This is a genomic window from Limnobacter sp. SAORIC-580 (assembly GCF_013004065.1).
Classification (GTDB): Bacteria; Pseudomonadota; Gammaproteobacteria; order Burkholderiales; family Burkholderiaceae_B; genus Limnobacter; species Limnobacter profundi.
Map to the genome: position 1 here is coordinate 3170492 of NZ_CP053084.1, position 25935 is coordinate 3196426.

The 25935-nt window shown below is 53.5% G+C and carries 28 protein-coding genes and 1 pseudogene; 5 read left to right on the plus strand and 24 right to left on the minus strand.

Annotated features, from left to right (window positions below; genetic code table 11):
• The gene (locus HKT17_RS14865; protein WP_205882456.1) at positions 1-1134 is read right to left on the minus strand and encodes a lipase family protein; all 1134 of its coding nucleotides are present in this window, start codon (positions 1132-1134) and stop codon (positions 1-3) included.
• 103 nt (positions 1135-1237) lie between these two features.
• Positions 1238-1663, minus strand: coding sequence for a DUF6795 domain-containing protein (locus HKT17_RS14870; RefSeq protein ID WP_171101141.1), 426 nt, complete (start codon positions 1661-1663; stop codon positions 1238-1240).
• A 408-nt stretch (positions 1664-2071) separates the two neighbouring features.
• Here HKT17_RS14870 and HKT17_RS14875 point away from each other — a divergent pair, with 408 nt between their 5' ends.
• The 3 genes from HKT17_RS14875 (at position 2072) to HKT17_RS14885 (ending at position 4456) form a co-directional block, all read left to right on the plus strand.
• Positions 2072-2956 (plus strand): DUF5677 domain-containing protein, encoded by an 885-nt coding sequence (locus HKT17_RS14875; protein WP_205882457.1) that lies wholly within the window; start codon positions 2072-2074, stop codon positions 2954-2956.
• 80 nt (positions 2957-3036) lie between these two features.
• Complete coding sequence (locus tag HKT17_RS14880) at positions 3037-3789, plus strand: hypothetical protein (protein ID WP_171101143.1); 753 nt, start codon at positions 3037-3039, stop codon at positions 3787-3789.
• A gap of 58 nt (positions 3790-3847) precedes the next feature.
• A complete protein-coding gene (locus HKT17_RS14885; protein WP_240965838.1) occupies positions 3848-4456 on the plus strand; it encodes a DsbA family protein in 609 nt (202 codons plus the stop codon).
• A gap of 1 nt (position 4457) precedes the next feature.
• Here HKT17_RS14885 and HKT17_RS15665 read toward each other — a convergent pair whose 3' ends face one another.
• The 13 genes from HKT17_RS15665 to HKT17_RS14950 all read right to left on the minus strand — a co-directional run bounded on the left by HKT17_RS15665 (position 4458) and on the right by HKT17_RS14950 (position 15287).
• The gene (locus tag HKT17_RS15665; protein WP_371815444.1) at positions 4458-4712 is read right to left on the minus strand and encodes a Fic family protein; all 255 of its coding nucleotides are present in this window, start codon (positions 4710-4712) and stop codon (positions 4458-4460) included.
• Positions 4713-4870: 158 nt separating this feature from the next.
• Complete coding sequence (locus tag HKT17_RS14895; RefSeq protein WP_171101146.1) at positions 4871-5329, minus strand: mobile mystery protein A; 459 nt, start codon at positions 5327-5329, stop codon at positions 4871-4873.
• 210 nt (positions 5330-5539) lie between these two features.
• Positions 5540-6316: a ferredoxin--NADP reductase gene (locus HKT17_RS14900; RefSeq protein WP_171101147.1), complete on the minus strand. Its 777-nt coding sequence runs from the start codon at positions 6314-6316 to the stop codon at positions 5540-5542.
• Positions 6316-6609 (minus strand): gamma-butyrobetaine hydroxylase-like domain-containing protein, encoded by a 294-nt coding sequence (locus HKT17_RS14905; protein ID WP_171101149.1) that lies wholly within the window; start codon positions 6607-6609, stop codon positions 6316-6318. Before HKT17_RS14905 ends, HKT17_RS14900 begins: the two co-directional genes overlap by 1 nt.
• A complete protein-coding gene (locus tag HKT17_RS14910) occupies positions 6606-7472 on the minus strand; it encodes an ABC transporter ATP-binding protein (protein ID WP_105027616.1) in 867 nt (288 codons plus the stop codon). The genes HKT17_RS14905 and HKT17_RS14910 overlap by 4 nt, the downstream gene beginning before the upstream one ends.
• Entirely contained in the window at positions 7469-8458 is a 990-nt protein-coding gene (locus HKT17_RS14915; RefSeq protein ID WP_171101151.1) for an ABC transporter permease, read from the minus strand. Before HKT17_RS14915 ends, HKT17_RS14910 begins: the two co-directional genes overlap by 4 nt.
• A gap of 3 nt (positions 8459-8461) precedes the next feature.
• Positions 8462-9925: an ABC transporter substrate-binding protein gene (locus HKT17_RS14920; RefSeq protein ID WP_205882458.1), complete on the minus strand. Its 1464-nt coding sequence runs from the start codon at positions 9923-9925 to the stop codon at positions 8462-8464.
• A 90-nt stretch (positions 9926-10015) separates the two neighbouring features.
• Positions 10016-10357: a ferredoxin FdxA gene (fdxA, locus tag HKT17_RS14925; protein ID WP_105027619.1), complete on the minus strand. Its 342-nt coding sequence runs from the start codon at positions 10355-10357 to the stop codon at positions 10016-10018.
• Positions 10358-10368: 11 nt separating this feature from the next.
• On the minus strand, positions 10369-11316 hold the full coding sequence (locus HKT17_RS14930) for a HEAT repeat domain-containing protein (protein WP_105027620.1): 948 nt from the start codon (positions 11314-11316) through the stop codon (positions 10369-10371).
• Positions 11317-11329: 13 nt separating this feature from the next.
• Positions 11330-11563 (minus strand): 4Fe-4S dicluster domain-containing protein, encoded by a 234-nt coding sequence (locus tag HKT17_RS14935; RefSeq protein WP_008247354.1) that lies wholly within the window; start codon positions 11561-11563, stop codon positions 11330-11332.
• A 34-nt stretch (positions 11564-11597) separates the two neighbouring features.
• On the minus strand, positions 11598-13322 hold the full coding sequence (locus HKT17_RS14940; RefSeq protein WP_105029729.1) for a fumarate reductase/succinate dehydrogenase flavoprotein subunit: 1725 nt from the start codon (positions 13320-13322) through the stop codon (positions 11598-11600).
• 11 nt (positions 13323-13333) lie between these two features.
• Positions 13334-14101 (minus strand): GntR family transcriptional regulator, encoded by a 768-nt coding sequence (locus HKT17_RS14945; RefSeq protein WP_171101153.1) that lies wholly within the window; start codon positions 14099-14101, stop codon positions 13334-13336.
• Between the two features lie 148 nt (positions 14102-14249).
• Positions 14250-15287 carry a YeiH family protein gene (locus tag HKT17_RS14950; protein WP_105027622.1) on the minus strand — a complete coding sequence of 346 codons (1038 nt, stop codon included), beginning with the start codon at positions 15285-15287 and terminating at the stop codon, positions 14250-14252.
• A 94-nt stretch (positions 15288-15381) separates the two neighbouring features.
• Between HKT17_RS14950 and HKT17_RS14955 the strand changes: the two genes are divergently transcribed.
• Complete coding sequence (locus HKT17_RS14955) at positions 15382-16251, plus strand: LysR substrate-binding domain-containing protein (protein ID WP_171101155.1); 870 nt, start codon at positions 15382-15384, stop codon at positions 16249-16251.
• Positions 16252-16257: 6 nt separating this feature from the next.
• Here HKT17_RS14955 and HKT17_RS14960 read toward each other — a convergent pair whose 3' ends face one another.
• Positions 16258-17307 carry a Fic family protein gene (locus tag HKT17_RS14960; RefSeq protein ID WP_105027624.1) on the minus strand — a complete coding sequence of 350 codons (1050 nt, stop codon included), beginning with the start codon at positions 17305-17307 and terminating at the stop codon, positions 16258-16260.
• Between the two features lie 98 nt (positions 17308-17405).
• Positions 17406-17942 (minus strand): DUF3455 domain-containing protein, encoded by a 537-nt coding sequence (locus HKT17_RS14965; protein WP_171101157.1) that lies wholly within the window; start codon positions 17940-17942, stop codon positions 17406-17408.
• 445 nt (positions 17943-18387) lie between these two features.
• Between HKT17_RS14965 and HKT17_RS14970 the strand changes: the two are divergent.
• Positions 18388-20646 (plus strand): annotated as a pseudogene (locus tag HKT17_RS14970) (hybrid sensor histidine kinase/response regulator); the annotation flags it as partial.
• Between the two features lie 28 nt (positions 20647-20674).
• Here the strand turns inward: HKT17_RS14970 and HKT17_RS15670 are convergent.
• Genes HKT17_RS15670 through mdcC form a run of 7 tightly spaced genes read right to left on the minus strand, consistent with a single transcriptional unit; the run spans position 20675 to position 25927 of the window.
• Entirely contained in the window at positions 20675-21511 is an 837-nt protein-coding gene (locus tag HKT17_RS15670; protein WP_240965843.1) for a sulfite exporter TauE/SafE family protein, read from the minus strand.
• Complete coding sequence (locus HKT17_RS14975; protein ID WP_171101161.1) at positions 21499-22404, minus strand: acyltransferase domain-containing protein; 906 nt, start codon at positions 22402-22404, stop codon at positions 21499-21501. Before HKT17_RS14975 ends, HKT17_RS15670 begins: the two co-directional genes overlap by 13 nt.
• Entirely contained in the window at positions 22401-23279 is an 879-nt protein-coding gene (locus tag HKT17_RS14980; RefSeq protein ID WP_171101163.1) for a triphosphoribosyl-dephospho-CoA synthase, read from the minus strand. Before HKT17_RS14980 ends, HKT17_RS14975 begins: the two co-directional genes overlap by 4 nt.
• Positions 23276-23974: a malonate decarboxylase holo-[acyl-carrier-protein] synthase gene (mdcG, locus tag HKT17_RS14985; protein WP_171101165.1), complete on the minus strand. Its 699-nt coding sequence runs from the start codon at positions 23972-23974 to the stop codon at positions 23276-23278. Before mdcG ends, HKT17_RS14980 begins: the two co-directional genes overlap by 4 nt.
• Positions 23975-23992: 18 nt before the next feature.
• Positions 23993-24718 carry a biotin-independent malonate decarboxylase subunit gamma gene (mdcE, locus tag HKT17_RS14990; RefSeq protein ID WP_171101167.1) on the minus strand — a complete coding sequence of 242 codons (726 nt, stop codon included), beginning with the start codon at positions 24716-24718 and terminating at the stop codon, positions 23993-23995.
• Positions 24715-25614 carry a biotin-independent malonate decarboxylase subunit beta gene (locus HKT17_RS14995; protein WP_171101169.1) on the minus strand — a complete coding sequence of 300 codons (900 nt, stop codon included), beginning with the start codon at positions 25612-25614 and terminating at the stop codon, positions 24715-24717. Before HKT17_RS14995 ends, mdcE begins: the two co-directional genes overlap by 4 nt.
• Entirely contained in the window at positions 25604-25927 is a 324-nt protein-coding gene (mdcC, locus tag HKT17_RS15000; protein WP_008247329.1) for a malonate decarboxylase acyl carrier protein, read from the minus strand. Before mdcC ends, HKT17_RS14995 begins: the two co-directional genes overlap by 11 nt.
• Positions 25928-25935 lie beyond the last annotated feature (8 nt).

Genomic DNA, 25935 nt, shown 5'->3' on the forward strand with positions numbered 1-25935 from the left:
CTAACCCCGCTGCGCCTTCAACATGGCCTGCTGCGCCCGCCCAGCCATTTCCGTGCTGAACTGGTCAAGAATCCAGTGCAGGGTTTGAATGGTGAGCGCTGTGCCGCTGATCGGTGCACGCCCCAGAAAATCAAGCATGGAATTCACAATGGTGAACACATCCTCAGCCAGTAGCTTGCTGGCGTTTGCGGCTTTCACCAGCACTTCTGAAAGCAGATCTGCCGCTGTAACGGCAAGGCTTAATCCACCCTGCACTGTGACCAGGTAGGCGTATCCCATTGAGCGCAACACCTGCTCTGTCAGCTTGCCCACCAGGTCGAGCAGCTTGGCATTGAACATGCCACCGCCACCCAGTTTCGCAAACTCTCGGGACAAATCGGTGTATTGCGACAAGCCATGCGGCATCGGAGAAAAATCGCTCCAACTGCTGCTGTAGGCCATTTTGGAATAACCGCTGTGCAACAGGTGCGCATCAATACCCACCTTTTCGCCATGCCGTATCAATAATTCAGAAGACCCGCGCGAGGCGTGCATGTAAGGAAACAAGGGCACCATGGGCACTGGGTCGCAGGGGTTGGCAATACGCCTAATTTGCCCCGGTGCAATTTGCTTGGTGATGTCTTGCGCATAGCTAACAATACCCACACGCGGTGCGCCGATGGTGTACAGGCATACATTGAAACCTGCATCACGCAGCATGCAGGCATTCAAATTGGCCAATGCCCCGCCCAGGCTATGGCCCATGCAGTGAATGGTACTTGGCCGCTTTGCACCACTTTGCGATACAAAACTGACCAACTGGCTTTGATAGCTTTTGAAGGTTTTCAGGAACCCACGGTGAAACACATTGCCGCGTGGGCCAATGCCATAGCCGATGTTTGCGTTGGTTGCCAAATCGAATTTGTTGTACTGAAAGTTGGTACCGCGCGTGACAAGAACCAGCTCGTTTGCGCGGCTGCCAGTACCGTGTGCGACGAAACCGAAACCGCTGAGCAGGTCGATGTTGAAGAGGCCGGATCGGCCAGAAATCATTGTGACATGCTTACCGTATACCTCATCAATATCCAAGAGTTCTTTACCGAGCCTGGCCGCAGCCATGTTCCTAACGCTTGCAACAGACGCAGTCGGATTCATTTTTCTTGTGTCGCGAAATAAAAAATCTGCCCGGTACACGACATCTGACAAACTGTGAACCAGACTGGGTGGCAATAGGAGTTGATTGTGCTGACTCATTTATTCAGTTGTCCCCATGCCTCATTTTTCTGACCTTGCAATCCAAACTTGGCAGCACCCCATTGATAAGCTCTCGCGACGAAAGGTCGCAACTAAACTGAATTTCATCGTAACCAGTTTCAAATTTAGGCTTGTATGAACTTCGGGTCTTCGAATACAAAATAATTTCTTCGTTTGCTTGGATCAAATAAATCTCTTGGGAAATAACAGGCACATGAAAAAGCTTGGCTAGAAACCCAAACTCTGCTGCACCGCGCACCTCTGGAAACTGAAACTTGCCGTCCGCCTTCGTGGTGGTTATTTCTGTTCGAGCCTCTTGCTCCATATTCCAGTGAAGAACTCTTTTCACTTTCACTCCAGCCAAAGGTTTACCGTGATCAAGTAATTGACCCTCTACCGCAGAGGACAGAACGAGGTTGTCTTGCCACACGGCATGAGCTCCTTGAGAGAAAGAGAGAAGAAAGGTGGCGCAGGCAGAAAACAGCCATCTACCTAGGTTTGGTCGCATATGGTTGTGATGCGTTTTGATGGAAAGCGAATACACTATCAGACCTGTAAGGCCACTCAAAAAATCACTTATTCGGGTAGCTCTAATTGATTAGGCTGTTCAACCTTGCAGTCGATGATCTCGCTGATCTTCCAAATCGAGCCCCTTACTCGCCATCTAGGTGGCGAATAACCAAGGTTTATTTTTCATCCTGTTCATGCGATGCTTTGTAAATATCTGAAATAGTTAATTTAATAGGTAATTTAAAGAAATCATGTGCGATGTGCGGATAAATGGATATCGCCGTTATTGTTCGATAAATCAAGTTAGGTGTCATCAAAAGTCCCTCACATGGCAGAAGAAGTCCCACTGATTGATGCTTTGCGCGGTCTCGGTCTCCTTCAGTTGGAGTTCGTTCGCCTGGCGCTACACGTCGCCTCTGAGGGACCAGCCGAGCTTGAGGGAGAGAAACTTGTTTGTTCGCTAAGCGAACCGAAACGACGAACTTCCACTTTGCTGGCCATGGCCGCAGGGCAGTCCATGAATACTGTTTTGCGCATGGCAAAGCTTCGCGGCATTCCCGTCAGAGATGCCTACCCTGTTGCGCGGTCAGCGATAGAGACCTTTGTGAACGCTGCGTACCTTTTGTCTGAAACAGATGAAGTATCCGAGCGAGCAATCCGACATGTGGACTACGCGACTTGGAAGCACCACAACCGACGGGTGGGTAGTGGCAAATACTCCCTTGAGGTCTCGTCCGACCCAAACGCCAAGCAAACGCTTGCCACAAAGTTCGCCGAGTTTGAAGGCAAGGGCATGGGAACGTGGTCAGCCTTAGACGTTCCCAGCCGGATCAGGCGCGTCGGTGAGCTCTCAGGGAACCGAGCGGGCTCACGATTACTCGCGGCTTACGCACTTATCTATGGACTATCGTCAGAGGTCATTCATGGATCGCCGTTTGGTGTTAGCTACTTCTACACAGGTCGTTTATCCGGCAATGCGACCATGGAAGATTTCCAAGAAAGTACCGCACGGCAGCTCGAAGAAATTCTCATCGCCGTTCTTCACGCCGCATGTGGCTATATAGCGGCCTTCTCAGAGGCTCAGAATCTAGCCGCCCTCAGCGCTGCGGAGCAGAAGATTTTTGATCGACTCTTGGACCTCAGCACAAAAGATGCCTCAGCCTTTCCTGCGCCGTCCCATACAAGTGAAGCAGAGGCAAGAGATGACACCTAACCCTTCCATCGAGAGGACTCGCCCCGGCAAGCCGGGTCGAGCCTCTCATGTCAAACGTTAGGCATCACCAAGGATCGCACGTGCTCGCAAACTGGAACATCGACGACCATACTCTCGCACTGTGGCGGCGCTTCGTTGCCGAAAACGAAAACAAGGACTTGCCTCGGCGTCGCTACGAGTTGAACGTCAGGCGCAACGGGATCGACCTGTCCAAGCAGAACATCTGGCGAGTTCTCGTTGGATGCCAAGTAACGACGCAGCAGCGCTCTGGCCCGAACTCTGGAGTTAGCCGCTTTTTGAAGTCTGAGAGTCCCGCACTCGATATCCATAGGTGCCGCGAATCGAAGGATCTGGCCGACTTTCTGGAGACGGAACTGACGGGTGCGGGTCTGCGACGTGCGCCCACCATTGCGGGCAACTTGACCGAGATTTGGAAGCACCTGGAAGAAGGGGAGTGGAGGGTCCTTCTCTCCCACCTTGAAACGCTGCGGAGCTACCCGACCAGTCTGAAAGAGAAGGCTGTAGTCGCTTACATGTTGGCAGGCAAGTACCCGGGCCTTGGTCAGAAGCAATCGCGAAACTTCATCCAGTGGGTCGGCTTGTCACGCTACGAGGTGCCGCTCGATAGCCGGGTTCTGAAGAAGATGCGTGAATTCGGTGCTAGTTTCGTTCCTTCTGGCACCGCGCTCACAGACGAAGTCGTGTATTGCTTCGTCCAGCGTTGCGTGCAGCAAGTTGCTCGCGAACTTGACATCTACCCCTGCATGCTAGACGCCTGCATATTCGCGAGCTTCGACATCGCGGACGACACAAAGAGCGCCGATGATGCCTAACTGGTCGGTCGACTCGGACACGTTATGCACCAACAACCCGTTCTACGGAGTAAACGAAATGAGTATGCGATTTTTATATGTCATGGATCCCATGTGTGCCTGGTGTTATGGGTTTCAACCGGAGTTGGATCGGTTTCTAGAACAATATCCTTCAGCGGAGGTGGACTGGATAATGGGAGGGTTAGCGCCTGATACCAAAGAACCCATGAGCGAAAACCTGAAAGAGGCTATTTCTTCCTATTGGCATCAAATAGAAAAGGTTTCTCAAGTAACGTTTAATCACAGTTATTGGGAACGGAACACACCTTATCGTTCAACATACCAAGCTTGTAGAGCAGTGATAGCAGCTGAGAAGTTAGCTGCCAGAAGCTCACCAAATATGGCAAAAGCAATTCAATCTGCTTATTACCGTGAGGCCAGGAACCCGTCTTTAGATGAAACGCTGATTGATTGCGCTGGCACCACAGGGTTGTGCGAGGAGCAGTTTTTAACTGTCCTTCACGCCAAAGAAACTGAACTTGAGTTTCAAAAACATTTGGCAATTACACGTCATCTTCAAGTTAGTGGGTTTCCCGCCCTCTTTTACATTAACAAAGAGAATCAGGCTTACCCACTAACTCACGGTTTTTGCAAAGCTGAAGCGCTTTTTGAACGTTTCAGGGATTGAGCTATTTGCGTGCGAAAGCAAGAAGTGGCGAGATGTCGCCTTGGTCGGCTGCTCGCAGGGCGGCCAGATATTCGGCCCGCATTTCGCTCTGGCTCACAAGGGAAGCATGTCCACCGCTGCCCCAAGTAAAAGGTTCCAAGCCCATTTTCTGGAGTAAAAGATCGGCGATCAAACGGCAGCATCTCCCATTGCCGTTCGGAAACGGGTGGATGAGCACAAGCTGGTGGTGAAATCGTGCTGCCAGCTCATCCAGAATATCCTGCTTGAGCTGGCGCCGAGCCCACCGGGCACCCTAGATGATATTGAGCTGTTCCCATTCATTGAGCTCACCCTGCGTCGAGATGTGCTTGGGCTTCAGGCCCTCTTTTTCATCCGGATCAAGCGGGGTCTGCCCGGGCTGGTATGTGAACTCCATCACCACAACTCGCGCCAGTTGCCGTCAAGCAGCTCTTTTGCAATCAGCTCTAATTGAGCCTGCTGCGCTTTGGTACCAACGGCTTGATCCTCAAGCGACATGGTATGCGCCACGGGTTGCATATGCCTTCTAGCCACGGTATTGGCTTGCTCCTTCAGCTTGGCCTCTAGGGGCATTTTCGGCACGAGAACATAGTGCAGTTCGCAGTCGAGTGCAGCGGCAACCTTGCGCAGAGAGGCTAGCGAGATGCTATCGTCGGCCTCACTTTTCTCTAGCTTATGCACCGTGGAGTTTCTTACATTGAGGCGCTGAGCGAGCGATACAGCAGTCATGCCAAGAGCCTCCCGAATGGCCTGTATCCAACCGCAGGACGGCCGCGGCGGGAAGGTTTTCTTAAGCAAAGGTTTTAATTGCTTGTCGGCCTGGCGCAATTGCAGCCAGCGGTAGGACTTGTCCATAAACTTATCCCTGCAGGGCGAGAAATAAGCCTACAGTGTATCCTTACAGGGATAAAAAGAAAACATATTAATATCCCTACAGGGCTATTTTTATTAACATCAAATAGCCATATAGGGATATTTCTTCGATTGGGAATTTAGCAAAAACTCGATAACCTTCCCGCCAATCTGTTCACTAAATTGGCGGAGGAAGTAGCCCGCAACCAAAGCCTACTTCTCCACAAACGCCCGCTCAATCACATAATCCCCGCGCTCGCCCTGCCTGGGGCTAATCTTTAAGCCCTTCGCATCCAGCAGTTTGCAGGTGTCTTCCAGCATGCTGGGGCTGCCGCAAATCATGGCGCGGTCGTGTGCAGCGTCCAATGCTGGCAGGCCCAAATCTTCAAACAACTTGCCGCTGTGCATCAGGTCGGTCAAGCGGCCGCGGTTGCGGTAGGGTTCGCGGGTTACGGTGGGGTAGTACAGCAAGCGGCCTTGCACCAGTTCGCCAATGTATTCCTGCTTGGGCAGTTCTTCGCGAATGTAATCGGAATAGGCCAATTCGCTCACGGTGCGCACGCCGTGTACCAGCACCACTTTGTCGAATCGCTCGTAGGTGTCGGGGTCGCGAATAATGCTCATGAAGGGCGCAAGGCCGGTACCGGTGGCCAGCAGGTACAGGTTTCGCCCGTCGTTCAAGTCGTCGATCACCAAGGTGCCCACTGGCTTTTGGCCCACAATCAATTGGTCGCCGGGCTTTAAGTGTTGCAGGCGGGAAGTCAGCGGGCCATCGGGCACTTTGATGCTCAAAAATTCAAGATGTTCTTCGTAGTTGGCGCTGGCGATGCTGTAAGCGCGCAGCAGCGGTTTGCCTTCGGCTTGTAAACCGATCATCACGAAGTGCCCGTTGTGAAAACGCAAGCCGGGGCTGCGGGTGGTTTTGAAGCTGAACAGCGATTCGTTCCAGTGGTGCACTTCCAGCACGGTTTCAAATGCCAAATTGCTCATCATGCAACTCCAAGTTCACGCAGGTAGGCCCAGGGGAAAATTCCACGTTCGTGGCCGTCTGCAAATTTAAAGTTCAGGGCGTGTTCGCCCACCATTTCAATGCCGGTAATGGCGCTGCCCTGCACCACGGCTTGCCCTGCGCGCTGCGCAGCCACGCATTCTGCACACTTGCAATGTGTACGCAGCAAACTGTGGGGCAATTCGCTAACCGCGCCGTCGGCCCATTCAATGCGCAACAGTTGCGAGGCGCGTTGGTCTGTAACCGCAACGGGTTGGATTGATGCGCTGTTCATCGCAACGTCTCCATGCCTTCTTCGCCCAAGTGCCAGCTTTGGCCCATGGTGGCGGGGTCAATTTCGCCACCCATGGCAGCCAGGCTTTCTTCGCGAATCAGGCTTTTCAGTTGGCGGTGCAAGGCTGTGAACACGGGCGAAGCGGTCATGGCAGCCGAACGTGGCCGTGGCAAATCGATGGGAATTTCCGCCTTGATTTTTCCGGGGCGGGCGGTCATCACATACACACGGTCGGACAGAAAAATGGCTTCTTCAATGTCATGCGTAATAAACAGCACCGAGATTTTCCATTGCTGCCACATGTGGGTCAGAATTTCCTGCATCACTACGCGGGTTTGGGAATCGAGTGCACCGAAGGGTTCGTCCATCAGCAACACGCGCGGGCCGGTGGCCAGTGCCCGCACAATGCCCACGCGTTGTTTCATGCCACCGGAAAGCTGATCAGGATAATGGTTCTCGAAAGGCAGCAAACCAGCCAAACCCAACAAGGTGCGCGCCTTGCCTTCTCGCTCGTGGCGAGCCATGCCTTGCAGCTTCAAACCGAACTCCACGTTCTCGCGCACCTTGAGCCAAGGAAAGAGTGAGTACTGTTGAAACACCACACCACGTTCGGCACTGGGGCCATGAATGGCCTGACCATCCATGGTGACCACACCATCGCTGGGCTTCAGGAACCCGGCCACAATGTTCAACAGCGTACTTTTACCGCAACCTGATGGGCCAACCACCGACACAAACTCACCGGGCTGCACATTCAGGGAAACATCCTGAACAGCAGCAAAACGCGCACCGTTTTGAATGAAGTTCACCTGCACATTGCTCAGTTCAATACAGCCCTCGGGCTTTTTCACAGTGCTGTTCATTTTCCACCTCCGGGCCCGGCAATCTGTTGCCAAGGCATGAGCAAACGGGCCAGCAGCAAAATACCGCCACTGCACAACAAACCCAACACGCCAATCACGATCATGCCCAGCACAATGTTGGGGTACTCAATCAGCGAGTACGCTTCCCAAGTGAAATAACCCACACCGAACTGGCCTGAAATCATTTCCGCTGCAATCAGCGACACCCAAGCCACGCCCATGCCCACCGCCAAACCGGTGAATACATTGGGTAGGGCTGCAGGCAATATCACTTTGGTCAGCATGGTGAACTCATTTGCACCCAAACTTTTTGCAGCGCGCAGCAGCACAGGGTCAACGCCCTTCACACCCGCCATGGTGTTGATCAGGATTGGAAAGAAGGCGCCAATGAAGGTGATGAAAATAATGCTGCTTTCTGTGGTGGGCCACAGCATGATTGAAATGGGCACCCAGGCAATCGCAGGAATTGGGCGCAACACTTCAAGCGCTGGAAACATGAGGCCCCGCACCACCGCAAAGCGGCCGCACAGCAGGCCCAAGGTGACACCCAGGGCTGTGGCCATGGCAAAGCCCTGCATAATGCGCACCACGCTTTTCCAGATGTTGGTTTGGAAGCGCTGGTTTTGCATCAACTCCACCATGTTGGTGAACACTTCACCCGGCGTGGGAATATTGTTGAAGCGCACATAAAAGTCGAGCTTGTACAAAGTGGCCACATACCAGAAGGCCACCAATGCGCCGATCGACAAAAACGTCATCAACGCAGCCAGGCTGTGCTTTTTTGCACTGATCAAAAACAGTTCACGTGCAGGCAGTTTTTCAGCCACTTCGGCTTTGGCACGCACTGCAACGCGTGGCGCACTGCCGGGTGCGTCCACCGCTTGCAAGGCAGGTTCTTTCGCCCCGGGGGCGAGGGTACTGGCTTTCACCACCGGGGCATAAGGCTTCGCAGCCGCGGGCATTTGAATTTCAAGAGGTCGGGACATGGTTTATTTCCCCACTACTGCAAGTGCAAGTGCATCGTCATAGAGGCCCACTTTGCCGCCGTTCTTCGCGGCAAAAGCCTCTGCGTCTTTCTTCAACAGAAAGGGCACAATCTCGGGAGTTTTGGCACCGGCTTTCAGGGAATAAAATGCTTTGTCGGCAAACACCTTGATCTTCATGCTTTGGTCGTACACATAGGCCACGCCAATTTTCTTGCCTTCTCCTTGGGCTTTCTTGATGGCAGCCAGCGTGCAATTGGCCGACTTGTAGGCAGTAATAGCGCCGCCCTCTATCCACACTTCGCCAGCTTGGCGTGGTTCGGTAATTTTGCCGCCGCACAGCGGGTCGGTGCCGCTAATTTCATAGTTGGTGGTGCTGGCCTTTTGCTTGGCGTAGTCCAAACCCAATTCCTTGAAGGCTTGCTTCACGTAGGTTTCGTCTACCCAGGCATCTGCATCGAATTCCTTCACGCGGCCCATGCGCTTGAGTACACCGTGATCGTATTTCACGGTTTCAACCCACTTGGGTTTGATGGTGGGGTCTAGGGTGTGTACACCGCCTGGGCCCAAAAACATGTACGCCACTTCTTTCTCAATGCGGGTCCATTCTTCAATTTTGGCTGCGGCCTGCACCGGGTTTTTGCGTACCCAGTCGTTGGCTTCCATCAATGCCTTGATGTAGGCCACCACAAACTCGGGGTACTTCTTGGCGAAGTCTTCGCGTACCACCACGCCGTGGAATGTGGGCACTTTGGTTTCAGCGCCGTCGAAAATTTTGCGGGCAAAACCACGGTAAGGAAGAAGCTCGGCAAACGGTACAAAGTCAGCATGGCCATCAATGCGCTTTTCTTGCAAGCTGGAGGTGCCCACTTCCGGACTTTGGCTGGAAAGCTCGAAGTCTTCGGCAGTCCAGCCACGGTCTTCCAGCGCCTTGAGCAACATACCATGTGCTGCCGACCCAAAAGGCACGGAGAGTTTTTTGCCTTTCAGGTCAGCCAGCTCATAGTAAGGGGAGTCTTTGTGCACCACCACGCCATTGCCCGCACCTTCCGCGTTGTAGGCAATCAGCGCAATCAGGCGGCTTTTGGTTTCATTGCCGTTTTGAAACGTGGCACCGTTCACCAGCAGCGGGTAGTCGCCCATCATGCCGATTTGCAAAGTATTGGCCACCATGCCGTTGGTCACGGGTGGGCCAGAAGTGAAGTTTTGCCATTCAATCTTGAACTGAATGTCTTTGAAACGTGGCACCTTGGCCAGGTGCTTTTCAATCAAGCCGAGTTCTTTCAATACAACACCGCCAGTTACTGTGTTGGTGGTGGTGTTCTGTGTACCAATTCCCACCGTGACCACTTCGGCCAATGCTGGAAATGAAAGTGTGCAGGCCACCAGCGCGCTGGCTGCGCGAATGCCGATGAACCTGCCAACTACCTTGCCCTGTGCTGCGATTCCTTTGAAGATTCCCGTGTTCATGTCAACAATCCTTTTCAATAGACTCGTTTCAAAATTGGTGCCAGGTGGTTGGCTGTATTTGACAGTCGGAATATTTGAATGCTCTCGGGCTTAGGCCTTGTCTGTGCAGGCTTCCTCCAGGTACTGCTTTTTGTTCGTGATATCAACCCAGGCGTCAGCGTCTTCCAGCGGCTCTTTGGCGCTGTCAATCACCGGCCACAGCTGAGCCAACCTTGCATTGATTTCAATGAATTCCTGCTGGTCCGCTGGAACATTGCCTTCTTCGTAAATTGCACTGGCTGGGCATTCAGGAATGCACACACCACAATCGATACAGCCTTCAGGATTAATCACGAGGAAGTTCGGCCCCTCGTGAAAGCAATCCACCGGGCACACCGACACGCAGTCGGTGTATTTGCATTTAATACAGGCTTGCGTCACCACGAATGTCATGGCAAATCCCCTTAGCTGTGTTTCAGCGTGATGTTGGTCAGTGCCAGGCGGGCCAGTTTTCGCACATCCGGGTCGTTGTCTTCCAGCGCTTTTTCAAGTGCGGGAATGGCCCGTTTGTCACCAATTTCACCCAAGGCAATGGCCGCCTCTTTTCTCAAATTGCTCACGGTGTCGTTCATGGCTTCCACCAGTGCAGGAAGCGCAGGCAAAGCCTTCATGACACCCAAGGCACGCGCTGCTTTCACACGCACTTGCCAGTAATCGTCTTGCATGGCTTTCACCAGTTCATCGGTGGCCTGTGCCATGCCCAGCTTGCCAATGGTGGCTGCGGCTTCTTCTCGCACCATCCACACGCTGTCGTTCAAAGCCCGCATCAGTGAAGGCAGCACACTAACCTCGTTCGTGTAACCCAATGCACCCACGGCAATTCGGCGTACTTCACCATCGGGGTCGTGGGCCGCCACTTCAGCCAGCTCACCCACTGCCTCTGCACGCTTGAGGTAACCCAGCACACCCACTGCTTCACGGCGAACTGCCGGGCTGGGGTCTTTCAACTGGTTCAAGGCGGGCTCGTAAGCTTCAGGCACCCGCAACGCACGCACAGCTTTCAAGGCCAGCGAACGCACAGTGGCATCCGCGTGGGTCAGCAGCGGAATCAAGGGCGGCGCCGATTCAGATTCTTTCAATTCGGCAAGCACCAAACCGGCCGCTTCTTGAACCACTGCTGATGTATCTAGCAGCATCTGTGCCAAAGCTGTGACCGTGGTTTGATCCTCGAATCCTTCCAGTGCACGCACTGCTTCCAGGCGCACATTGGCATCGGCATCGTGCAGGCAAGGCAGCAACAACAACTCAATGTCGTCTTCATCGCTGTAAGGCAAGTCAATCACAGCCAGTCGGCGTACTTCGGCATCGGGGCTGTTCAGCCGTTCTTGCAAGGTAGGAATTGCAATGCTCATGGTGTGCTCCTTTTCAGCGCAGCAAGAATGGAATGTCCACATGCACAGCACCTGTGGGGCAATCTTTTTCACAGGGCAGGCAATACCAGCATTCATCAAATTTCATGAATGCCTTGCCGGTGACGTGGTCAATGGCAAGCACATCGAGCGGGCACACATCCACGCACACGGTGCAGCCTTTTTCGGCAATGCATTTCTCGGAATCCACCTTGACGGGGACTTGGGTAATTGTTGCGGCCATGGTCATGTTCAGTACCTCTCGTGTTGTGTGTTAGGGCAAATCAAGCGGCTTCACCGACCACGCGCAAGCGCTGGTAAGCATCCATTTCCTTTTCATCGATGGGCACAATGTAGGGCTCGATTTCCTTTTTCTTCATGGCCATTTGGCCTTGCGCGTTTTTGTACAGCAGGGTGTGGCAGAACCAGTTGGCGTCATCGCGCTCGGGGTGGTCTACGCTGTAGTGGTAAAGGCCCCACCTGCTTTCGGTGCGGAACAGGCTGGCGCGCGCGGCCATTTCGGCGCAGTCGATGATCGAATGCGTTTCCATGGCGCGCATCAATTCATGGGCATTGGTGGCCACCATGTTTGCCGCATCGGCGCGTACCTCGTCCATGCGGCGCAAACCGATTTGGTATTTGCGGGTTACTTTGGGCGGCTGCAAATAGTCGTTGACCAAGCGGCGTGTTTTATATTCCACCTGGAAGGGTGTAGGCCCCTCGGTGCGCAGCAGCGGCGCTTCAATGCGATCGTGCTCGGCTTTTACTTGTAACTCGTCCAGTTCATTCAGTGTGTTTTCAGCGCAGTAGGCGGCGGCGTTTACACCGCAAATTTTCCCGTACACAAATGCACCCAGCATGTAGTTGTGCGGCACGCTGGCGCAGTCGCCGGCAGAATACAAACCAGGTACTGATGTTTCACCTTGCGCATTGATCCAGATACCGGAGGCACTGTGACCACTGCAAAACCCGATTTCGGAAATGTGCATTTCAATCATTTCCTTGCGGTAGTTGTTGCCACGCTGCTCGTGGAAACGGCCACGGCTTGGGCGCTCGTTGGTGTGCAAAATAACCTCAATCTCGCTGATGGTTTCTTCAGCGAGGTGGTCCAGCTTCAAGAACACAGGGCCATTGCCACTTTGCAGTTCGCGATAGAACTCCATCATCATTTGGCCACTCCAGTAATCGCATTCAATGAAGCGCTCACCGGCTGCGTTGGCCGTGTAACCTCCGAAGGGGCCGGTCACATACGCACAAGCTGGGCCGTTGTAGTCTTTGATCAACGGGTTGATCTGGTAGCACTCCAGGTTGGCTAATGCAGCACCTGCGTGGTAGGCCATGGCATGGCCATCGCCGCAGTTGGTGGGGTTCTCGTAGGTGCCCATCAAATAGCCTGAAGAAGGCAAGCCCATGCGGCCGGCTGCGCCCGTGGCAATAATGGCGGCCTTGCAGCGAATAACATAAAAATCTGCCGTGCGGCAATCAAAGCCCATCACACCGGTGATCTCGCCATTGGCACCAGTCAGCAAGCGCGTACACACCACGCGGTTGGTGACTTCCACACGGGTGCGCTTTAGCTGGCGGTACAGCACGCGCTTCATGTTGTGGCCCTCGGGCATGGGCAACACATAGCTGCCCAGGTGGTGAACCTTGCGCACCGAATAGTCGCCGGTTTCATCTTTCTCGAATTTCACGCCCCATTTGTCGAGTTCCTGAATCATGTCAAAGCTGTTCGCGGCATACGCCATGACTGCCTCTTGGTCCACAATGCCGTCGTTGGCAATCGTGATTTCCTTCACATACTGCTCGGCTGTGGCGTGGCCAGGAATCACGGCATTGTTCAAGCCATCCATGCCCATGGAAATTGCGCCGCTGCGTTTTACGTTGGCCTTGTCCACCAGCAGCACACGCAGCTTGGGGTTTTGTTCTTTCGCTTTGACGGCAGCCATGGGGCCGCCTGTGCCGCCACCAATCACCACCAGGTCGTATTCCAAGTCGATGCGTTTCATGTTCACACTCCTCAAGTTCGGTTGATGCGCAAGCGATACTGGAATGCATCGCCCCGGTAATACAGGTATTCAAAGTCGATGGGCTTGTCGCCCGCGTAAGTCATTCGTTCCATGCGCAGCAAGGGGCAGCCCTCGTCCACACGCAGTTGTTGGGCCAGCGATTCATCGGCTGAAATGGCTTCAATTTGCAAATCCGCGTGGGTCAGGTTGTAGCCGTGGTCGTTTTCCAGAATTGCAAAAATGTCGCGCACAGCCAAATCCTCTTGCAGCAACTTTTCCCCAATCTCGATTGGGAAATAACTGACATCCACTGAAATGGGTTCGCGATTCAAAAAGCGCAGGCGCTGAATTTCAAATACAGGCTGACCAGGTTTGACATGCAGGCGATTGGCCACCTGTGCGGTAGCTTCAACCGGCTTTGCGCTGAGCACGTTCGAGTAGGTTTCATAACCCGAGGACGACATGGCTTCACCAAAACCCTGCAAACGCGACAGGCTTTGAAACGCTTTGGGTTTGGACACAAAACTGCCCTTGCCCATCACTTTGAATATCAGGCCTTCTTTTTGAAGGTCGCCCAGCGCCTGGCGAATGGTGATTCGGCTTACGCCAAACATACGGATCATTTGGCTTTCAGAGGGCATTTGTGTGTGCGGTGCGTAGGTGCCATCGAGAATGCTTTTGCGCAACTTTTCCCGCACCTGGGTGTACAAGGGCAAGGCCGACACATTGGTATCGAATGCTTGCTCTTCCACTACTTTGATCGCTGATTTCCCGTTCATATTTGCTGCCTGAATCAAACTTGTTATGACAGGTCATGATATGCATAGACCGTGCCAGCTTTTGTTGCACCGTAGCAGTGCTGTTTTTGCTGCTTTACCTATTTATTACTTGCACTTGTGCGGCATTGCGTTTTCTGGGCAACCCAAATTAATGCGCTGCAGCACCGCTTTGAATCACGTGCACCAAGACGAATCCTGCTGCCCAAAGGTGAATGCACAAGGCACCACCCAGCACCCACACCTTCCCGCCCGCAGCGCGCAAATCAAGCCAGCGCGTGCCCACGCCCAAAGCCGCCAGCCCGGTGGCCATTAACAACTGGGACAAATCAACCAAAGCAGTTTCCAGTGGAATACTCAGCACACCCGTGGATTTCAACACCACTGCCAACAAGAACCCCCACAGAAACAAAGGGGGTTGCATGGACACATGGCTGACTTGAGCGCCTGGCTGTTTGCGCTGCTCGCGCACCATGTGCCAGGCCAGCCACACCATGGCCGGCGCCAGCAAGGCCACACGCAACATTTTCTCGATCAATGCGAATGCGGGTGCTTCACCACCCACCAGCGCAGCGCCCGCTACCACATGCCCCAATTCATGCACGCTTAAGCCCAGCCAAAGGCCAGTGAAATCGGCCTGCAAATTAAACAGCCACTGAAACCCCGGTATGGCAAACATGCTAAGCGTGCCAAACACCACGGCTGTGCCCAAGGCAGCTGAGGTGGCCGCGGGTGGCGCACGCAATACCGAATCTGCCGCAGCAATGGCTGCACCCCCGCAAATTGCGCTGCCAGCACCAATCAGCAGAAAACTGCTGGCCTGCAAGCCCATGCGCTTGCCCAACCAAGCCGCCAACCCCAAAGTACTTGCCACAACAAACACCGCCGCCAATACACCTTGCCAACCCACGGCGAGCAAATCCGCAAACCCCAACTGGAAACCAAACAAGGCAATGCCCGTGCGCATGACATGGCGGCGAGCAAAACCAAACCCAACTTGACCGTGCCGAACCAAGGCAGGAGCGGTATTGCCAAGTGCCATGCCCAGGAACATGGCCAGAGGCAACAAGCCAAGGCCCCAACTTGCAAGGCCACCCGGTACAGCGCCCAGCCAGGCCAATGCAGCCAGCAAAAAGCTGAGCAGCAAACCAAAAGGCAAGGCGGTGTTGGGGGCTTGAAGAACGCGCATGGATCATGAATTCAAAAAAGACACCTTATGGTGATGCTTTTTTTCTCATACCCATAGACAATAGAATTTCTGTATTCATAACTATAGGTTATGCATGAATTTACACCTTCTTAAAATTTATGTTTGCGCGGTGGAAGAAAACAGTTTCACCAAGGCAGCAGAGCAACTGGGCATCAGCCAGCCCGCAGTTTCAAAAGCCGTGCGAGAACTGGAAGCGCAACTGGATACCCTGCTGCTTGAACGCCAGGGCAAGTACTTCAAACCCAATGAGGCCGGGCAAGTGTTGTTTGACTATGGCAAAAGCCTGTTTGCCATGGAACGCGAAGCCAGCGAAGTACTGCGCGCCTTCAAGAACCTGGAACGCGGGCGCCTGATTGTGGGTGCAAGTACCACGATCGCCAGTTATTGGCTGGCGCCTTACCTGAAGAAGTTTTCAGACAAACACCCCGGCGTGGATGTACAGATGGTAGGCGCCAACACCGAGAACGTGGCTCAACTTTTACTGGACTGCAAAGTGGATGTGGCCCTGGTGGAAGGCGAGGTGGTCGACGAACGCATTGAAACCCGTTTGTGGCGCACCGAAGAAATGGTCGCCATTGCACCCAGCTTTGAGAATGGCGCGCGCAAACGCGAACTGGAGCAGCAGGTGTGGATACTGCGCGAACAGGGCTCAGGCAGCCGCAACGTGGCGGAGCAATTGCTGCAGAACATGGGGATACAAGCCCAGCGCACACTGGAGATGAACAGCAACGAGGCGATTATCCAAGCTGTTGCAGCGGGTTGCGGTGTGGGCATTGTGCCTAAAATTACCGCACGAGATCAACTTGCCTTGCGCCGCGTAAAACGCTTTGCACTGGGTTCAGGAAAAATGGAACGCCCCTTGTTCAGGCTGCGCTTGCCACACAGGCCGCTGAGCAATGCGGCGCTGGCGTTTGAGGCTTTGTTGGGGGCTCCCAAGCACTGATCAATTCTATTTAAGCCGGTACCACGCACCACGCCCACTGCCCAACTGCTCCAAATGCCCTGCCTCAGTCAGATTTCGAAAATGTTGTTTCAAGGTATTTCTGCTGGCGCCAGTCAAGCGGACCATTTCGCCGATGGTGACACGGCCATGTTCTTTGGCGAACTCGACAATACTTAACGACCAGGGTGGCAAAGCGGCAAGCACAATTCTTTCGCGTTCAACTTTCTTTTCCAATCGACGCACTTGCTCAGCCAAGGAACGCAAAAAAAACACAATCCAGGAATTCCAGTTCGGAGACTCGGATCGAATGGTACCTTGGGTTTGCCGCAAGGCCAGATAATAGGCCTCTTTGTTCAGCTCGATCACACTTTCAAGCGAGCTGTAAGGAACATAGGCATAACCTGCCTGCATGAGCAGTAAGGTGGTTAGCACCCGGCTTAGTCGGCCATTCCCATCTTGAAACGGGTGTATTTCAAGAAACACCACAGCGAAAATGCCGATGATCAGCAAAGGATGCAGCTCGCCTTTTTGGCGCTCTTCGTTGACCCACTCAATCAATTCAGCCATCAAGCGGGGGGTATCAAACGGAGTCGCTGTTTCAAAAACAATTCCGATTTGCACACCACTAAGGTCAAACGCAGCCACACTGTTGGAGCTGGTTTTATAAGCGCCGCGATGTCGGCTGTCTTTGTTGCTGTGCTTGAGCAAAACCTGATGCAGTTGCTTGATGTGATTTTCGTTAAACGGAATGTCTTGCCAAGCGGAAAACACCAAATCCATCAGCTCTGCGTAGCCAGCAACTTCCTGCTCGTCTCGTGAATCAAAAGACTGAATAGAGAGATTGGAAAGCAATCGCTCCACATCGCGATCGCTCAGTTTGCTGCCCTCTATTCGAGTGGAGGAACCGATACTTTCAATGGTTGCAATTCGTCGCAAGGCGGAAAGACGGTCTGGCGCCAGTGTACCCAAAGCACGCCAAGCGCCTTTGAACTCGTCGATGCGAGCAATCAGGCGCAAAATTTCGGGAGAAATTTGAAGTGAGTGTGTATTCAGCATTGCCCATTATTACACCCATTTACACCCAATTAATAGCCAATTTCAAATTATTGGGTGCAAATAGGCTTTTAAATGGTTGTATAAGCTGATCTTTCGAATCAATTCACCGCCCAGAATCGGTACTCGGCCTTGTAACTTACCTCGGCTTTCTCGCCATCATTGTCAGCCGAGCACTTTTTGGCTGGCGCTACACCACCTTGCGTATTCACGCGCTGCACATAACTGACTCCGGTCAAGGCACCCTGCCCGCCGGCCACATCGGCTTTCACCAGTTGAAGGGGAATGTTTTTGCTGCCGTTGGGCGACACAGCCACTTGTGAGCCGGTGACAAACGAACCATCTTGGTGTGTCCAGCGCGCGGGCGGACCCGAATAGTCGCCAATCTTCTTTCCTTTGGCATCGTTCAACACTGCTTTGGGGCCAGCCATGGTCCACTTGTAAGCAGTCAGCGGGTCTTTCTCTTTGCTGCATTCATAAGTAATTTGTCCCTCGGCGCGGGTTTCCAGCACCAAAGTGTTGCCTGTGGCCACTTGAATCAATGCGGGTAAATTCCTCTGGTCGGTGTGCATTTGGGCATATGACGTTGCGGCAAGCAGCGTTATCGACAAAAACAAAAAGCATTGTTTGATTTTCATTGAACAAACTCCTTCAATTCGGGTATTGGTGCATTGGGGCCAAAGCTTGATTGTTTTTAACGTTCTCGCACCAATCTAGGCGGACATGGTAATGGATGTGCTTACCCCACAAGAAATTCATTACCACTCAACGTTACCCCGATGTTGGGGGTTTAGCAAAAATGGGGGTTGCGTAAAAGCCCCGATACACCGCAATATGATTTTCGGCGTACCAGAAGGAATACATTGCATTCATGGCGGTTGTCGATCCGTGTGTCGTACCTTTGAATTAACAATGACAACTTCTATCCGGTCTTTACAAACACGTTATAAATTAATCGCCGTTCTATTGGGCGTATCGCCGTTCCTGGCCTATTGGTTTTTGGAATTGAGTGCCGGCCCCTCGATTTCAGATGATGTCTGGAACAGCGTTGCGTTGGTGACCTTGTTCTGGTCTCTGAACAACATGTTGGTGCTTGTTTATTTCGGTTATGGAAACAAAACGATAAAAGCATCGTTGCTTCAACATGAAAACGCCGAGAAAGCACGTGCAAAGGCGCAGCGCGATCTGGAGTCGCTGTTAAACGGTGTCCCCTACATGCTGGGGTACTGGGACCATACCCTTCACAACCGTTTTTCAAATAAGGCTTATGCCCAATGGTTTTCCATGAAGCCCGAAAGGTTGCTAGGTAACCACATCAGCACACTTCTTTCCCCGCAGCGTCTTGAAATTGCGATGCCACTGATTAACAAGGCGCTGGCCGGGGAGCCATGCGACTACCTGGTCACTTTAAAAAACACAGCAAACGACCGCCCAAGTCACATTCTCGTGCAGTATTTGCCCGATGTGGTGGGGAGTGAGGTCAAAGGCTTCTACACAATCGGGCAAGACATCTCGGAAAAGCACCTTGCCAAACAAAACCTGATTTTGAGAACAAAACTTCTTGAATTGGCCAGTGAAATTGCCCATGTGGCCAGCATTGTGATTGACCCCAAAACCGGTGAGGTGCAGCTGACACCCGAAGCGCAGCGGCTGCTGAATTCACCCCGTGACAGTTTTTCCAACCTGGGCGAATTTTGCCAACAGTTTGTTTGCACTACGCAGCAAACGCAGGTGGAGGAAAACATGCGCCATGCTGTGCAGCAGGAAAGCAGCCTGTCCATTGAATTCCAAACCAGCGACAAAAAAGCTTATTTTGGATGTTCAGGCGAGTCTGTGGTTATTCAGGAAAAACCCAGCTATTTGATGTGCCTGATGGACATTACAGAATCAACCCTTGCGAAAACCCGTCTGATTGAGGCCAAAGAAAAAGCCGATCAACTTACCGCTGCGAAAAGCCAGTTTGTGGCGACCATGAGCCATGAAATCAGGAACCCGCTTCACACAATTCTTGGTCTTTGCAATTTGCTGAATGAGCAATGCGACACGGACACACAACAAGACCTCACGGAGAAATTGAAGTACTGCACAGAAGACCTGGTCGACCTGTTGACGAATTCGCTGGATTCTTTCCGGCTGGACCGGGGCGAACTGCATTTTGAAGAGGACGAGTTTGATTTGTGGTCACTGATTTATAACCTGTCGACCCACCTGTACGGCGGGGCTAAAAATCACGATCTTGAGCTGCGCATTGAAATGAAAGGAAGTATTCAAAGGCACTGGATTGGCGATGCCTTCAGGATTAAACAAATGGTGGGCAATTTGATCAGCAATGCCTGCAAATTTACAGAGGCCGGGCATATCCGCCTGCGTGTCGAGCAATTGTCAACCAACTTGCTGCAGTTCTCGGTGAACGACACAGGCCCTGGCATTCCAGAGGAAAGCGTGAACAACCTGTTCGATCAACTGGCACAATCCACTCCCTCTACGGCTCGCCTCTACGGTGGTTCGGGCCTGGGTTTGAATTTGGTGAAGTCGTTGGTTGAACACGTTGGCGGCACAATACAAATTACCAGCAGCGAGGGCGCTGGCACCACCGCCACCCTTCATGTGCCCTTGAAACCCGGCAAGAAACAAAACACGGAAACGCTTGAATTGCTGACTTCACAAACAATTCAATTGGCTGTGGCAAACCCACAATGCGATGTACATGCACGGGAAATGCTGGCAAGCATGGGTTGCCAGTGTGTAGATCACGGTGCATTACTAATGATCACGGATCGCATTGAAACCGCGCACGCGTACCTTGCCAGCAACACCAATCACCGGGCCTTGATACTGCCCGGGATGAATGGGCATGTGCAAACATCAAACCACCCCGACTACGCAAATCGAATTTTCCTGGTGCAGGGGCCGCTTCAGCCTGCGGCAATCGTGAAATGGCTTTATTCACTTCAAACCCCCACAGACAGCAAAAGCAACAGGCCCCGCTCAACTGAGCCCGCAACCGAGCTGGTGGTGTTGCTGGTTGAAGATGTCAAGATGACCCGAACTGTGATCAAGGCACTTTTGAACAAGAGGGGTATACATTGCATTGAAGCGGAAAACGGTCAACGTGCTGTCGAAATCATCAAGGCGCAAGGTGACACCATTGATTTCGTGCTGATGGACATCAACATGCCAGTGTTAAACGGTATTGATGCAACCCTGGAAATTCGCAAGGACTGCCGTTATGGCAACCTGGTGGTGTATGCATTGACTGGTGAAGACGAGTCCACCACCACACACAGCCGGGATTGGTCGGTATTCGACAAAGTACTGAGCAAGCCTTTAAAAATGCCCACGCTTGAAGCTTTGCTGGACACACACCGCGCTACAAAAGCCCCTGAACCATATTCACCGCAATGCCAAACACCACCGCCGCAAACACTTTTCGAAGCAGGGGTGCAGGCAGAATGTGTGCCGCCTGCGCACCCCATGGGGCAAGCAACACGCTGGCCACCACCGTGAACAACAAGGCGGGTGTGTATACAAAACCGAGGCTGCCTGTGGGCAGGCCGGGTGCAGTCCAGCCATTGAATATGAAACCGATGGTGCCACCCAAAGCAATTGGAAAACCCATGGCCGATGCGGTGCCAATGGCATTTTTAATCGACACATTGCACCACACCAGAAACGGCACGGTGAGTGCACCGCCACCCACAGCCACCAGCGACGACGCAGTACCAATAAAGGTGGCTACACCCATTTGCCCGTTGCGCCCGGGCAGTACACGCCCCGGTTTAGGCTTGTATTCGAAGAACATTTGAAACGAGGCCAAGCCCATGAAGAGCGCGAAAAACACGATCAGGAAAGTGGTGGACACATGCCGCGCAAGGAAGGTACCGAACAAGGTACCCAACAAAATACCGGGAATGAAATTTTTCACAACATCCCAGCGCACTGCGCCGTGGAGGTGGTGCGAACGCACGCTGGACACCGAGGTAAACAGGATGGTGGCCATGGAAGTGCCGAGGGCCAAACGGAAGTTCCACTGCCCGGGCAATGCGGCCAGTTTGAAGGCCCACACCAATGCAGGCACCAGCACACTGCCCCCACCCACGCCCAAGAGGCCCGCCAGAAAACCGGCAACAATGCCGATTGCAATGTACGCAGCAACTGCCTGCACCGTAAAAATTTCAGCAAACAGTGCTGCGTTCAGCTCAACCAATTCAATGCGCCTTCAAAGGTTTGAAACTCGGACAAGGAACGCGCTTTCACATTCGGAAATCGCTCACGCACCATGCGGGTCAGCGTATTGCCCGGGCCCACTTCGAAGTAAACCGTGGCGCCCATTTCAGAAGCCAAGTCCAAAGTACGCGCCCACTGAAGGGGTTCAGAAATTTGACGCGCAAGGCAATCGATTGCGCCATTGCGATTCTCTACAGGGCTTCCGTCCAGCGCGCTGAGCACCGGGCAATCGAATCTGCGCCAACTGGCCGCATCCAGTGCATTCTTGAATTGCGCACTTGCATCCCTTAACCACGTGGTGTGCGAAGGCACTTGCACATTCAAGTGCACCACATGCGCGCCCAGTTCGCGTTCCATGCCTTTGCAAATCGACTTCATCACCGCCGTGGGGCCAGCGAGTACGGCATGCTGTTCATCATTCACAATCGCCACAGCCAAGCCGTGCTCAAGTGCAATGGCTTGCAGCTTTTCAAGACGCACACCTTTCACGGCCATCATGCCGTGGGCTGCGGGTGCCGCCTGGTCCATGCACTGCGCACGCTTCACCGCCAAACCCACTCCGTCCAACGCCTGCAAACTGCCGGCCACCGTGTGGGCGGTCAGCTCACCAATGCTGTAACCCGCGCTTAAATCAGCATGAATGCCATGCGCCTGCAGGGCCTGGGCAACTGCGGCGCCTGAAGCCACAATCAAAGGCTGGGCATGCGCGTTGGCGAAACACAATTCGGAATTCTGCGACACCGCCATGGCATCAAAAGGCATGGCATCCAACAAAGGTTCCAAGTGTGGAGCAATCAATGTCTCAGCCAGCAAACGTGGAAGCATGTCGACGGTTTGGCTACCCTGCCCCGGGCACAAAATGCACAAAGTCATGAGCGTGCAACCATAAAGTTGGGCAGCTCGGAATTGACTTGCACCAAGGCTTGCACAAACAGCGCGGCAGACAACAAATCAGCACTGCCACCAGGGCTTAACCTCTGCGATTCAAACTGTGCACACAGGTGCTGCGCCCTGCTTTTCCAGCCGGGCGCAAACACGCCGCCCTCAGCCAGAAACTGGTCCACTCTGCCCTGGGCCCATTGCAAACCTTTCAAACCGCCGCGATGGGCAAGGTTGGTGTCAGGCAGCTTGCCAATGGTGCACACCAAGGCATGTAACTGCGCTTGCTCTTGCGAAAGCCCTTCAGACAAAGCCCAGCGAAGTTGTGGCACCGTGGTCCAGAACAGCACCGGAAAACCTTCGGCTGCCTGCTCGCGCGCGCCGGGCAAACCAAAGGCATCTTTCACACGGCGACCATGCGTGGGTGAGTCAAGGCGTTGAACCTGGTCTTGCACCCCTGCCAACAATATATTCACGCCCCATTTGGCCGCCACCAACCTGCCCAGGCTGATCGGGTCGAAACACCCGTGTTCACGAAACTGGGCACCCGCTGCACCCGCCAACAACCCCATCAGGAAAATGGCGCCTTTGTGGGTGTTTACACCTTCAGTGGCCTTGAACATGGCTTTCTCGGCGACCAGGCCATGCGCCTGCAGTGTTCTGAATTCTGCACCCTCAATACCCGCTGCAAAACAGTTTCCGAAGTACCCCCGCAAAGCGGCTATGCTGCGGTAGAACGTTGTGGCATTCATGTCGGCATGGCTGCCATTGTTGCCTGGGCATACCAAGCCAGGTTTGTACTCCAGGTCCACTTCCTGTCGAAGCGCTTGGCAGGCTGCTGTATCAATTCGTGCGACCAGTTCTTTCATGCAGCACTCCCAACCGGGCATTGAAAACCCTGCTGATACGTCGCCAATGCAACAAGCTTCACGGTGTGATTGGTTTTCACCATCAACTTCGAATTGGGATCGGAAAAGCTTCGATGCAATTCACGCCACTGCACAGCCTGACCACTTGGATTGAGCACTTCGCCATCCACCTTAAACTCGGGGTATTCGGTTTGAAGTGCAATTAGAAAAAGACACAGCTTTTCAGCGTCAAGCCAACTCACTGGTTTGAACAGCACATCAAGATCAGAACTTTCAGTAAGGCATGGCAAACCGGTCAAGACCTGCACAGCACTTGAACCGTACACATGTGCGGCAATATTGTGCTCATCCAAAAACGCCTGCAAAGCAACAGCCCCCGCTTGCCAATGCTGCGGTAAGCCTGGCAACACATTGGCCAGGTTTGGTCCTTGCTGGTGCTTTTCAATGCCTTGACTATTCACGATGAAGGACAAGCGCTTTTTGCCCCAAGAGGGTGGCTCGGCCAAACCCACCCGCAGACAATGCGGCAAGACATCCTCTTGACGCGCCACAATCAACGGGTGTCCACTGAGCACCCACCGATGCAAAAGCGACAATGCGCTGATGGGCTCCATAGGTGCTGGCCCGGCATACTCAGCATGCCTTACTGCATCCAGTTTTAACCACACCAGGTCGTGGCGATTGAATGTGATCATGGGGTGCTCATCGGCCTGTCATCGATTGGCTAAAACACGCTCAACAACCACACCTGCGGCCTGTCGCCCCCCGCGTTCCACGCCCCGTTCAATGCGAAGGTCTTTGCCAATTTCCTCGCGCGATTTGGCCTGCAAACTTGTGATGGATGCAGCCAGCTGCGCCGCATAATCACCTTGCCACACAGCATCCAGGTGACCCATGCGCAAATAATTTTCCACACCGGGCGAGAACACAGGGGACTGCTTGGCCAGCGCTTGCAAATGATCCAAAGGAATTTTGGTAATGCGCGACATGGCAGGCAAATTCATCACCTTGATTTCCGCATCGGCCAAGGCATAGCAAGCGTCTGCCATCATGCCAGTGCTAATGTAACCACCGCTCACTGCCTCACCATACACCACACTCACAATCACATGGCCTCGCTGGCGTGCCAGCTCAACTGCTTTGGCCAGGTGTGCCATGTAGCCATTCAAACCCATGAGTTCATCCCGGCGACGAAGGCGTTGGCCCTGCGTGTCCAGCAAAAAGACAATCGGTTCGCCCGGGCGCTGCTTGATGGTTTCAATCACCACACGCGCCATGGTCAAGGCCATGTCCGCACCCACCTCTGCTTTCTCGGCAGTGCCAATCACAGTCACCTGCTGGTTGCCGACCGTTACGCGGCCATAAAAATGATCAGCCTCCAGGTACTCGGCTTTCCAGCCATCAGCAAACAAGGCGTTCAATACTTGATCCCGATTCATTGCGCACCCCTTGCCACGTCACGTGCAACACTTGTAGCGCGTACAAATTCATCAGCCGGCATCAGTGCCAATTCTTCGGCACTGGGCAGCCCCAGGCGTTGCCAAATTTCTTTGGCATCCCGGCAGTCACCAAACTGCTCAAGCCGCTGCGTCAACATGGCGTGCTCTGCTTCCAGATTCTCAAGGTCAAAACTCACCTTGCCGGAATCAAGTGCTTGCAAGGCTGCCTGTCTGAAGGCTTCTACTTCATCGGCCACCAAGGCTTGAATGTCGCCCATGACATAACGGTGCTTGCCACCGCTGACACGCCACACCAGGGCGCGGTCACGTGAATCGAATTCTTCCACGCCGTACACCGTTTCAATCACCTCCGGGCCCGACATGGCCAGGCGCCCTTCTTCGGACATCACCAACACATCGCAGCAACGGGCAATCAAGCCAGTACCGCCGAAGCAACCTGCCGCGCCGCCAATCAAACCAATGAATTGAATGCCTTGCGCACGGGCTGCGCACACGGCACGCATAATTTCAGACACGGCAATTAACCCGGCATTGGCCTCGTGCAAACGCACACCGCCACTTTCAAAAATCAGCAGCACCGCGCGGGGTTTTTCTTTCACAGCCTTGGCGATGAGCGCGGTAATTTTTGCACCATGCACTTCGCCAATGGCACCGCCCAGAAACTCACCTTCCTGGGCGGCCACCAGCACAGGTGCGCCACCCAAAGTGGCTCGCCCAATGACCACGCCATCGTCAAATGCAACCGGTTGTTCAAGCAGCGCCATGTGCGGGCTGCTGATGCGTTCCGATGGTTTCAGGATTTCCTGAAAACTACCCTCGTCGCACACGGCCTGCACACGCTCGCGCGCACTGGCTTCCAGAAAACTATTGGCCATGTTGGTTCTCCCATGCCTCAATGGCTTGGTCCAGGCGCAGGCTGACCACAGCCGGTGTTGCGCCCACATCGTGAATTTCAATCTTCAAACCGCCTGCATTTTTTCGCTCTGCGAAATCGGCCAGTACGGCTTGCCAAATTTGCCCGAAACCGCGTGCGGAGGTTTGAATGTCCACTGAACACTGCGCGGTATCCTCGCCTTTCTCCAACAACACTTCGCAGTTGCCGCTGGCAGTGACGCCCACCAGCACGGCATCGCGATTTGTGGGCTGCGCCTTGCTGGGCAAGTTGTATTTCAGTTGTTCCATACTCATGATGAAAG

Excerpts from the sequence above, each read along its gene's own strand:
- HKT17_RS14865 (WP_205882456.1), bottom strand. The coding sequence starts at position 1,134 with ATGAATCCGACTGCGTCTGTTGCAAGCGTTAGGAACATGGCTGCGGCC.
- HKT17_RS14875 (WP_205882457.1), top strand. The coding sequence starts at position 2,072 with ATGGCAGAAGAAGTCCCACTGATTGATGCTTTGCGCGGTCTCGGTCTC.
- HKT17_RS14885 (WP_240965838.1), top strand. The coding sequence starts at position 3,848 with ATGAGTATGCGATTTTTATATGTCATGGATCCCATGTGTGCCTGGTGT.
- HKT17_RS14895 (WP_171101146.1), bottom strand. The coding sequence starts at position 5,329 with ATGGACAAGTCCTACCGCTGGCTGCAATTGCGCCAGGCCGACAAGCAA.
- HKT17_RS14900 (WP_171101147.1), bottom strand. The coding sequence starts at position 6,316 with ATGAGCAATTTGGCATTTGAAACCGTGCTGGAAGTGCACCACTGGAAC.
- HKT17_RS14905 (WP_171101149.1), bottom strand. The coding sequence starts at position 6,609 with ATGAACAGCGCATCAATCCAACCCGTTGCGGTTACAGACCAACGCGCC.
- HKT17_RS14910 (WP_105027616.1), bottom strand. The coding sequence starts at position 7,472 with ATGAACAGCACTGTGAAAAAGCCCGAGGGCTGTATTGAACTGAGCAAT.
- HKT17_RS14915 (WP_171101151.1), bottom strand. The coding sequence starts at position 8,458 with ATGTCCCGACCTCTTGAAATTCAAATGCCCGCGGCTGCGAAGCCTTAT.
- HKT17_RS14920 (WP_205882458.1), bottom strand. The coding sequence starts at position 9,925 with ATGAACACGGGAATCTTCAAAGGAATCGCAGCACAGGGCAAGGTAGTT.
- fdxA (WP_105027619.1), bottom strand. The coding sequence starts at position 10,357 with ATGACATTCGTGGTGACGCAAGCCTGTATTAAATGCAAATACACCGAC.
- HKT17_RS14930 (WP_105027620.1), bottom strand. The coding sequence starts at position 11,316 with ATGAGCATTGCAATTCCTACCTTGCAAGAACGGCTGAACAGCCCCGAT.
- HKT17_RS14935 (WP_008247354.1), bottom strand. The coding sequence starts at position 11,563 with ATGACCATGGCCGCAACAATTACCCAAGTCCCCGTCAAGGTGGATTCC.
- HKT17_RS14940 (WP_105029729.1), bottom strand. The coding sequence starts at position 13,322 with ATGAAACGCATCGACTTGGAATACGACCTGGTGGTGATTGGTGGCGGC.
- HKT17_RS14945 (WP_171101153.1), bottom strand. The coding sequence starts at position 14,101 with ATGAACGGGAAATCAGCGATCAAAGTAGTGGAAGAGCAAGCATTCGAT.
- HKT17_RS14950 (WP_105027622.1), bottom strand. The coding sequence starts at position 15,287 with ATGCGCGTTCTTCAAGCCCCCAACACCGCCTTGCCTTTTGGTTTGCTG.
- HKT17_RS14955 (WP_171101155.1), top strand. The coding sequence starts at position 15,382 with ATGAATTTACACCTTCTTAAAATTTATGTTTGCGCGGTGGAAGAAAAC.
- HKT17_RS14960 (WP_105027624.1), bottom strand. The coding sequence starts at position 17,307 with ATGCTGAATACACACTCACTTCAAATTTCTCCCGAAATTTTGCGCCTG.
- HKT17_RS14965 (WP_171101157.1), bottom strand. The coding sequence starts at position 17,942 with ATGAAAATCAAACAATGCTTTTTGTTTTTGTCGATAACGCTGCTTGCC.
- HKT17_RS14975 (WP_171101161.1), bottom strand. The coding sequence starts at position 22,404 with ATGACTTTGTGCATTTTGTGCCCGGGGCAGGGTAGCCAAACCGTCGAC.
- HKT17_RS14980 (WP_171101163.1), bottom strand. The coding sequence starts at position 23,279 with ATGAAAGAACTGGTCGCACGAATTGATACAGCAGCCTGCCAAGCGCTT.
- mdcG (WP_171101165.1), bottom strand. The coding sequence starts at position 23,974 with ATGATCACATTCAATCGCCACGACCTGGTGTGGTTAAAACTGGATGCA.
- mdcE (WP_171101167.1), bottom strand. The coding sequence starts at position 24,718 with ATGAATCGGGATCAAGTATTGAACGCCTTGTTTGCTGATGGCTGGAAA.
- HKT17_RS14995 (WP_171101169.1), bottom strand. The coding sequence starts at position 25,614 with ATGGCCAATAGTTTTCTGGAAGCCAGTGCGCGCGAGCGTGTGCAGGCC.
- mdcC (WP_008247329.1), bottom strand. The coding sequence starts at position 25,927 with ATGAGTATGGAACAACTGAAATACAACTTGCCCAGCAAGGCGCAGCCC.